Source organism: Acinetobacter sp. Swhac1 (genome assembly GCF_013390985.1).
Taxonomy (GTDB): Bacteria; Pseudomonadota; Gammaproteobacteria; order Pseudomonadales; family Moraxellaceae; genus Acinetobacter; species Acinetobacter towneri.
Map to the genome: position 1 here is coordinate 26,417 of NZ_JACASN010000031.1, position 9,804 is coordinate 36,220.

7 protein-coding genes are annotated in these 9,804 nt (G+C 42.1%); 2 read left to right on the forward strand and 5 right to left on the reverse strand.

Going from position 1 to position 9,804, the window contains the following annotated elements; all coding sequences use genetic code 11:
• Positions 1 to 3 precede the first annotated feature (3 nt).
• Entirely contained in the window at positions 4 to 1,179 is a 1,176-nt protein-coding gene (locus HX743_RS13470; RefSeq protein WP_178319467.1) for an acetyl-CoA C-acyltransferase, read from the reverse strand.
• Positions 1,180 to 1,307: 128 nt separating this feature from the next.
• Positions 1,308 to 1,826, reverse strand: a complete 519-nt coding sequence (locus tag HX743_RS13475; RefSeq protein ID WP_178319468.1) for a GspH/FimT family pseudopilin — start codon at positions 1,824 to 1,826, stop codon at positions 1,308 to 1,310.
• 375 nt (positions 1,827 to 2,201) lie between these two features.
• On the opposite strand from HX743_RS13475, the gene omp38 reads away from it, so the two are divergent.
• Positions 2,202 to 3,230 (forward strand): outer membrane protein Omp38, encoded by a 1,029-nt coding sequence (gene omp38 / locus HX743_RS13480; protein WP_178319469.1) that lies wholly within the window; start codon positions 2,202 to 2,204, stop codon positions 3,228 to 3,230.
• A gap of 501 nt (positions 3,231 to 3,731) precedes the next feature.
• Here omp38 and HX743_RS13485 read toward each other — a convergent pair.
• From HX743_RS13485 to HX743_RS13495, 3 genes are all read right to left on the reverse strand, one after another.
• Positions 3,732 to 5,195, reverse strand: a complete 1,464-nt coding sequence (locus tag HX743_RS13485) for an amino acid permease (protein WP_178319470.1) — start codon at positions 5,193 to 5,195, stop codon at positions 3,732 to 3,734.
• Positions 5,192 to 6,229, reverse strand: a complete 1,038-nt coding sequence (locus tag HX743_RS13490) for a methyltransferase (RefSeq protein WP_178319471.1) — start codon at positions 6,227 to 6,229, stop codon at positions 5,192 to 5,194. Before HX743_RS13490 ends, HX743_RS13485 begins: the two co-directional genes overlap by 4 nt.
• A gap of 65 nt (positions 6,230 to 6,294) precedes the next feature.
• Positions 6,295 to 7,665 carry a uracil-xanthine permease family protein gene (locus tag HX743_RS13495; RefSeq protein WP_178319472.1) on the reverse strand — a complete coding sequence of 457 codons (1,371 nt, stop codon included), beginning with the start codon at positions 7,663 to 7,665 and terminating at the stop codon, positions 6,295 to 6,297.
• 171 nt (positions 7,666 to 7,836) lie between these two features.
• On the opposite strand from HX743_RS13495, the gene typA reads away from it, so the two are divergent.
• The gene (gene typA / locus HX743_RS13500) at positions 7,837 to 9,675 is read left to right on the forward strand and encodes a translational GTPase TypA (RefSeq protein WP_104853091.1); all 1,839 of its coding nucleotides are present in this window, start codon (positions 7,837 to 7,839) and stop codon (positions 9,673 to 9,675) included.
• Positions 9,676 to 9,804: the final 129 nt, after the last annotated feature.

Here is a 9,804-nt window from a genome sequence, read left to right on the forward strand (position 1 = left end):
CACTTAAAGTAATTCAATCGCGACCGCAGTTGCTTCACCACCACCAATACAGAGAGCAGCCACACCACGCTTGCCACCTGTACGTTTAAGCGCATGAATCAAAGTTAGGATAATACGTGAACCTGTAGAACCCACAGGATGCCCAAGCGCACATGCACCACCGTTGATATTCACTTTTTCAGGATCAAGCTTGAACTCATCCATTGGGCACATGGTGACCATGGCAAAAGCTTCATTAATTTCCCATAAATCTACATCTGCAACTTGCCAACCCGCTTTATCCAATACTTTTTGAATCGCAGCAACAGGGGCGATGGTGAACTCAGATGGGTGTTGTGAATTGGTGGCATAAGCCACAATTTTTGCTAATGGTTGTAAACCTTTATTTGCTGCATTTTCTGCAGACGTTAGGACTAAGGCTGAAGCACCATCTGAAATTGAGCTGGCATTGGCTGCGGTAATCGTGCCATCTTTGGCAAAAGCTGGACGAAGGGTTGGGATTTTTTCAATATTGGCATTAAACGGTTGTTCGTCTTTATCGACAACCACGTCACCTTTACGTGTTGAAACATGTACAGGCACAATTTCATCGACAAAATAGCCTTCATTTACGGCAGTTTGCGCGCGTTTGAGAGAGCGAATCGCAAAATCATCCATTTGTTCACGGGTATAGCCTTTGCTATTGGCCATATCTTGTGCGAATGAGCCCATTAAACGCCCTGTTTCTGCATCTTCTAAGCCATCTAAGAACATGTGATCTTTCACCTCACCGTGTCCCATGCGGTAACCTGCACGTGCTTTAGTCAGAATATAAGGTGCATTACTCATCGACTCCATGCCACCTGCAACAATGATGGAAGCAGAACCTGCTTTAATTGCATCGGCAGCTTGCATGACAGCTTTCATGCCCGAACCACACAGTTTATTGATGGTCACTGCACCTGTTGAATCTGGTAAACCTGCTTGACGCATAGCTTGACGTGCAGGACCTTGTTTTAGGCCAGCAGGCAAAACACAGCCCATAATGACTTCTTCGATATCTGTGGGTTGCAGACCTGCGCGTTGAATTGCGGCTTGAATACTTGCTGCACCCAGCTCAGGTGCAGTCAGTGTGGCTAAACTGCCCTGAAAACCACCCATGGCAGTACGAGCGCCATTCACAATCACGATATCAGTCATTTATATTCTCCAAATTGTTCTGTGCATTGTTATGCTGATGTATGGGTATGCGATACCTTGCCTCAGCAGTATAGGCAAAAAATCATGAGAATAAAGTGACAGCGAGTACCGAACTTTAGACTACTAAGTTAACATTCTGAAGTAAATTCTGTTCGAGTGATGCCCATTTTATTCAGTACCAAACGGTGATTCGATACCGTGGATGAACAATAGAAAAAGCTGCCATTTGAACCGATTGGGAGTCCTTGTTGTGCATTAAAAGTCACACTAGGAATGTTTAAAGTTCCACGCCAATCCAGAGTTCCGTATTTAAGTGCAGTTTTTTCTGTATAAATAATGTATTCATTTTCATCAATTTGGCGGTTCCGATCGCGATCCATAAAGATCAAAAATCCAGTATTCCAGTTTTGCTTGCTACATTGAACAAAGTTTTGCGTAGGACAAATCACCACATTGCTGTGGTGGGTGAGGGCATGGGAGCGTGCTATTTTTAGGCTAGACAGCAATGAGTACTGAATTCGTTTGAGTTCTTGTTCTGCCATCAGCTGATGAAAATAGGGCAGGGCAACCATGATTAAAATCGCACTAATCGCTAACGTGACGATCAATTCAAACAGCGTGAAGCCATTTTTGCTTATATTCGACATAAGTCTATACCTGTTATTGTTATGTTTTTTTATGATTAATTTGAGTAATTTGTTGTTTTATAGCACTTTATGTGTTGTATAATAATTACTAAACAACTTTTCGTGAAAGTGTTAGAATAAACCGCAAGAAAGATAGGCTATTCGCACCAAATAATTGAGTAGAAAGTTACCGAATTACAACGGAAATTGTAAGTAATTTTGTCAATAATTTACTTGATTAAAATTATCAAGCACTTGGAAAAGTAAAAAAGTGTTTGTATGATTCAATGTGACTAGCTTAAAAATAATACTGGGGTATAAGAAAGCCTATCTCAGGGTAGTCGAAAATTTAAGCTTGAGCTTGAACAACAATTGTTATCTCTGGAGGATAAATCCATGAAAATGAGTCGTATTGCATTAGCAATGCTCGTAGCTGCTCCTTTAGCTGCTGCAAACGCGGGCGTAACTGTTACCCCATTAATGCTTGGTTACACATTCCAAGACACTCAACACAACAATGACAAGCTAACAGATGGTCCAGAATTACAGGACGATTTATTTGTTGGTGCAGCACTTGGTGTTGAACTTACTCCTTGGTTAGGTTTCGAAGCTGAATATAGCCAAGTTAAAGGTGATGTAGACGGTGCTGGTGCGGGTGCTGAGTATAAAGCTCAAAATATTGCTGGTAACTTCTATGCAACTTCTGACTTGATCACTAAAAACTACGATAGCAAAATCAAGCCATACGTACTTTTAGGTGCTGGTCATTATAAATACTCGCCAGAAGGCTCTATTGCTGATGGTGAAGATATTGAAGGTACTTTAGGTAATGCTGGTGTTGGTGCGTTCTTCCGTTTGAACGATGCTTTATCTCTTCGTACAGAAGCACGTGGTACTTACCACTTTGACGAAAAATTCTGGAACTACACAGCTTTAGCTGGTCTTAACGTAGTTCTTGGCGGTCACTTGAAGCCAGCTGCTCCTGTAGTAGAAGTTGCTCCAGTTGAAACAGTTGCTCCAGTTCAACCAGCTCCACAAGAGTTGACTGAAGACTTGAACATGGAACTTCGTGTGTTCTTTGATACTAACAAATCAAACATCAAAGATCAGTACAAGCCAGAAATCGCTAAAGTTGCTGAGAAGTTAGTTGAATATCCAAATGCTACTGCTCGCATCGAAGGTCACACTGATAACACTGGTCCACGTGCATTGAACGAACGTTTATCTTTAGCGCGTGCGAACTCTGTTAAATCTTCACTTGTAAATGAATACAATGTAGATCCAGCTCGTTTGTCTACTCAAGGTTTCGCTTGGGATCAACCGATTGCTGACAACAACACTAAAGAAGGTCGTGCTATGAACCGTCGTGTATTCGCGACGATCACTGGCAGCCGTACAGTGACTGTTGAACAACAAGCTCAATAATTTGAGTTAAGTTGAAAAAACGACTCTTCGGAGTCGTTTTTTTATACTTCTTTTTTTATGAGGTGTTTGGATTAAAGAGTGCCTGAAATAATTTACATTCAATACGTTTAAAAAATATTGTAAAAGTATGATTTTTAGAATAAAGAGTAAATAAGGTAGAGGCTGATGGTGCTTAATATTTCGGTCTGTTGACTCGTAAACTTAGTCGAATTTTTATACCAAGTTTATCGTCAATTCATTAAAAAACTCCAAAGCGTCGTCGCAGATCAAATTTTGAAACAAGATATATGTACTGAATGTCTATCAGTCGATCAAGTCGTTGTTTAGCGATTATAAAATCAACATTGAGCAGTCTGTGGCGTGATCTCTCGCCGTAATAATGATAACAAAATATGTTGTAAATCGAATTTGGTTTAAATTTATCCTAAAAAAACAGCCAAATGTTGGCTGTTTTTTTGAACCTTAGCTTCTTAAATGAAGTGAAATAGAAGAAGAACTTTTTTAGTCATGATCAGGGTGTAGTGGTTTCACATCCATATCCTGGTATGCAATCAGTTTGGTTTTGTGTTTCCATTTATAGCCTAACCAAATGACCAAGAACAAAAGAATACCAATATAAGTCGATAAAACTGCGAGCCATTCACCTTCGAGAACTGCTTGGTAGTTTTGCCCTAACACGACAATTGCACACAAAATAAAGGCAAACCATGGCGCAAAAGGAAAAAATTTAGCGCGGTAATCTAAATCTTCAAGTTTGTAGCCTTGTGCCAAATAGCCTTTACGGAAGCGATAATGCGATACAGCAATTCCGAGCCAAACGATAAAACCACACATGCCTGACATATTCAGAAGCCAGTTAAATACTTGTTTTTCGCCAATAAATGTTGTTAAAAAACATAGTGCAGCGATTGCTGTTGTGGCATACAGTGCATTCATTGGGACGCCACGAGCATCCAAGCGGGCAAAAGCTTTTGGTGCACTGCCTTTACGTGCCATATCAAATAGCATACGGGTCGATGAATACATACCCGAGTTCCCTGCAGAAAGAATCGCAGTTAAAATCACCGCATTCATGACACTTGCAGCAAAGGCAAAGCCTGCTTGCTCATATAATAAAGTAAACGGAGAGAGCGCAATGTTATCGGTGGCGGCTGCTTGAAGTAAACGTGGGTCATCATAGGCGATTAAGGTACCAATAATAAAAATACACACGATATAAAACAACAAAATACGCCAGAAGATTTGTTTAATTGCAATTGGAATGGTTTTCTTTGGATTTTTAGATTCACCCGCTGCAACGCCCACCATTTCAGTCCCCTGAAATGAGAATCCTGCAATCATCGCCACACCAATTAAGGCAGACAATCCACCTACAAATGGTGCTTCGCCTTTGCTCCAATTGGCAAATGTCGAAACATCAGGGTTGAGCATGATTTTGACAATCATGAAAATACCAATGATGATGAAGGCGACAATCGCAAGGACTTTGACCAGTGAGAAGAAAAACTCTGATTCACCAAATCCTTTTACGGTTAATGCGTTAATTGCGAAAACTACCGCTAAAAACAAGGCACTCCAGTAAAAGCCAGGAATATCAGGAAACCAAAATTTCATGATGAACTGCACCGCAACCAATTCAAATGCCACGGTAATGGCCCAGTTGTACCAATAGTTCCAACCCAGTGCAAAACCAAAACCACCTTCGACATATTTACTGCCATAGGTAAAGAACGCGCCGGAAGTTGGATTATGCGTTGCAAGTTCGCCTAGACTGGTCATCAAAAAATAAATCATGACGCCAATTAGCGCATACGCAAGCAAGGCGCCACCAGGACCTGCATTGGCAATGGTCGCACCTGAAGCAAGAAATAAACCTGTACCAATTGAGCCACCAATGGCGATCATGTTTAAATGACGCGCACCGAGCTTACGCTGCAGTTTTCTACTGTTGTGTGAGTCGCTCATCCTACTTCCTTTGTATTTTTCTGTGTGCTGGCAAACAGCACTTTAAAGCCTTGTTGATCTGCCTTGATTGTGCATTGACCGAAACTTTGTTCAATTAAGAGTGGATAATTCAAAAAGCGATTAGCCACAATCCAAAGTTCACCACCCGATTTCAGGTGACGACGTGAGGTTTTACACAGATTTTCACTGGCATCGTAATGTGTGTGAATGCCTTGGTGGAACGGGGGGTTACTCACGATGGCATGCAAAAATAGCGGTGCATCCTCAATGCCTGTCACGGCTTTAATTTCAAGCTGTTGTGGATTGAGCTGATTTTTTTCAAACGTCATTTGCGTTGACGCTAAAGCAAAGGCATCGACATCTAAGGCAAAAATACGATTTTCAGGGTTAAGTTTGGCTAAGTAAGCACTGATCACACCCGCGCCACAGCCAAAATCTGCAATTTTTCCAGCAGTAACCTGATTCAAGTAAGGCAGTAATACAGCCGTGCCAACATCCAAGTGTTTTTGGCTAAATACACCCGGCAAGGCACAAATCTGTAAATCGCCTTTAGGTGTAGCAACTGTATAGTTTTTCGCCCAATCTGCTAAGGTTTTAGTTTGAACCTTGCAGTCTAAAATCAGCTGCCATAGTTGGCAGTGGCGGGCGCTATCTAGTTTGAGTGTTTTGCCATAAGGCTGTAACTGTTTGGCTGCGCGCTCAACCCCACCTTTCTTTTCGCCCACCAAAAATATGCTACTGCCCACTTTGAGTTGGGCCGCAACATTATGAATTAAATAATTCAGTAATTCTTTGGATTTGGGTACGAAAATAACTGCTTGATCAAACTCGGCAGCAGGAAACTCTGCACCAAAATGCACTTGAGCCTGCTGATTTTGAAAGTATTGATAGTCGTTGAAATTCCATGTCCAGACAGAGGCTTGGATTGAGTCACCCAATTCTGCGAGGAGTTGATCGGTTGGGGCATTGATCAGTAGAACACGACCAGACAAATAGTCATATTGTCTGAGTAAAACTTCGCTTTGGGGGTTCATGGTTCTCTCTCCAATAGAAAAACACTGTCTAAGTTCAGCTCAGACAGTGTTTTTTGGACATGCAATTACTTTTTAGTTTCAGGAAGCACAATATTTAAAATGAGTGCTGCAATACCGCCTGTGGCAACGCCTGAGCTGAAAATATTACGGAATAATTCAGGTAAGTGTTCCAAAATTTGTGGCACTTGTGCAACACCTAAGCCTAAGCCTAATGAAATTGCAATAATCAGCAAGGCACGACGATCTAAAGCGACACCTGAAAGAATATTGATTCCCGAAGCGGCAACGGCACCGAACATCACCATCACAGCACCACCCAACACGGCTTGAGGCACAGCCTGAATCACACCCGCGACTGCAGGAAGTAAACCTAAAATGATGAGTAGAGCAGCAATCCAGATACCGACATAACGGCTAGCAACACCTGTAAGTTGAATCACGCCATTGTTTTGGGCAAATACCGAACTTGGGAAGGTGTTGAAAATACCTGCCAAGAATGAGTTAACGCCATTTACCAATACACCGCCTTTAATGCGTTGCATCCACTGTGGGCCATCGACAGGTTGATTGGAGAGTTTAGAGGTCGCGGTAATATCACCAATGGCTTCCAGTGAAGTCACCAAATAAATAAATGCCAATGGAATGAATAAGCTCCAAGAGAAATCCAGTCCAAAATGCATCGGAGTCGGCACTTGTACCAGAGGGGCATCTTTCAGACCTGAAAAGTCGAGATGACCCATCATGCCTGCCATTGCATAACCAATCACCAAGGCAATTAAAATGGCAGAGCTTTTAATCCACGTGATATTGATGCGGTTCAAAATAATAATAATTGCCAAGACCGTGCACGACATAATTAGGTTGTCAGTATTGGCAAAGGTATTATTGCTCATGGCTTGATAGCCACCACCCATACTGATTAAGCCTTCTTTAATTAAGGTCAAACCAATGAGAAGTACCACAATACCAGTGACCAATGGGGTAATCAGCTTTTTGACCCACGGTAAAATTTGCGATACGCCCATTTCAATAAACGAACCTGCAATGGCCACGCCAAAAATTGCCGCCATGACGGATTCAACAGGTGTGCCTGCGGCGACCATAGCAGAGCCAATACCAATGATTGGGCCAATAAAGTTAAAACTGGTGCCTTGCACAATGAGCAAACCTGCACCAAAAGGGCCGACTTTTTTACATTGTAAAAAGGTTGCAATGCCTGAAATGACCAAAGACATTGACAAGATCATGTTGGTATCTTGTTTGGAAACACCTAAAGCCAAGCAAATTAAGAGACCTGGTGTGACAATTGGAACAATAATTGCCAGTAAATGCTGAAAAGCTGCTAAAAAAGCGATGAATGGTTTTGGACGGTCATTCAGACCATAGACCAAATCGAGCTGGTCTTTTGGGTGGGGAGAGTGGTTTAAATCAGACATGAGTCATAAAAAATTGCAAAAGTGGCGCTATTCTAATCGAGTTACACAGCATTACAAAACCCAAAGCACGCCACTCATCAAAAAAATTGAGTGTGTCAATAAAGTGTCACTATAAAACTTTAGTATTTTTCTGTATAATTTGCCCTCAAATTTATAGCGTATTGAATTTAAATGTCTGATATTAAAACTCTCCGCAACATCGCAATTATTGCGCACGTTGACCACGGAAAAACAACTCTTGTGGATAAACTTTTACAACAATCGGGCGCACTCGGTGAGCGAGCGGGCGAGATTGAGCGTGTCATGGATTCAGGCGCTATTGAAAGTGAACGTGGTATTACCATTCTTGCAAAAAACACTGCAATCAAATGGTTAGACAAACGTACTGATACTGAATACCGCATTAACATTGTGGACACCCCGGGACACGCCGACTTCGGTGGCGAAGTTGAACGTGTCATGTCGATGGTGGATTGCGTACTTCTTTTGGTTGATTCACAAGAAGGCCCAATGCCACAAACACGTTTCGTAACGCAAAAAGCGTTCGCACGTGGTTTGAAGCCAATCGTGATCATCAACAAAGTAGACAAGCCAAACGCGCGTCCAGACTGGGTTATTGATCAAGTATTTGACTTGTTTGATAACTTGGGTGCAACCGATGACCAATTAGACTTCCCAATCGTATATGCATCAGGCTTACGTGGTGTTGCTGGTCCTGCGCCAGACGAATTAGCGGAAGATATGACGCCGTTATTCCAAACAATTGTAGATATCGTCGAGCCACCAGCAGTTGATGTTGATGGTCCATTCCAAATGCAAGTCTCTTCACTTGACTATAATAGTTTCGTGGGTGTGATTGGTGTGGGTCGTATTCAACGTGGTTCTGTGAAATTGAATACACCTGTAACCGTGATTGACCAAGAAGGCAAAACACGTAACGGTCGTATCTTAAAAATCATGGGTTACCACGGTTTAGAGCGTATCGACATCGAATCTGCATCTGCAGGTGACATCGTTTGTGTAACAGGTATGGACGAATTACATATTTCTGACACGATTTGTGATCCGAAAAATGTAGAAGCTTTACCGCCGCTTTCTGTAGACGAACCAACCGTATCGATGACTTTCCAAGTTAACAACTCACCTTTTGCGGGTAAAGAAGGTAAGTTTGTGACTTCACGTAACATCCGTGAACGTCTTGACCGTGAATTGATTCATAACGTTGCACTTCGTGTAGAAGATACTGACAGTCCAGACCGTTTCAAAGTATCTGGTCGTGGTGAACTTCACCTTTCAGTATTGATTGAAAACATGCGCCGTGAAGGTTTCGAAATGGGTGTATCTCGTCCGCAAGTAATCTTGAAAGAGATTGATGGCGAAATGCAAGAACCATACGAAAACGTAACTTTTGACGTAGAAGAACAGCACCAAGGCGCTGTGATGGAGCAAATGGGTAACCGTAAGGGTGAGATGACCAATATGGAAGTAGACGGCAAAGGCCGTATCCGTATTGAAGCAACTGTGCCTTCACGTGGTTTAATTGGTTTCCGTTCTGAATTCATGACCATGACTTCTGGTACGGGTATCATGACGTCAAGCTTCTCACACTATGGCCCAATGAAAGCAGGTCAAGTTGCCAAACGTCAAAACGGTGTGTTGATCTCTATGGTTCAAGGTACGTGCTTGGGTTATGCATTGTTCAGCTTGCAAGACCGTGGTCGTTTATTCGCCAAGCCTCAGTTAGAAGTTTACGAAGGTATGATCATTGGTATTAACTCTCGTTCAGATGATATGGTGGTTAACCCAACCAAAGCGAAACAGTTAACAAACGTACGTGCTTCTGGTACTGATGATGCGTTGACACTGGTACCTGCAATTGAATTCACGCTTGAACAAGCGCTTGAATTTATTGAAGATGATGAGCTGGTTGAAGTAACGCCAAAGTCAATTCGTATCCGTAAGCGTTACTTGACTGAAAACGAACGTAAACGTAACCGTTCTGGTAAATAAGTTCTCTGTACACGACAAATTTCACAGAACCCTTATCCTATCAGGGTTCTGCCTTCTTAAAATTGCCAAAATTTCCTTAAACTCTTCTTTTTTCCCAAAACCAATTAAACGCTGAATCGCCATTTGAAC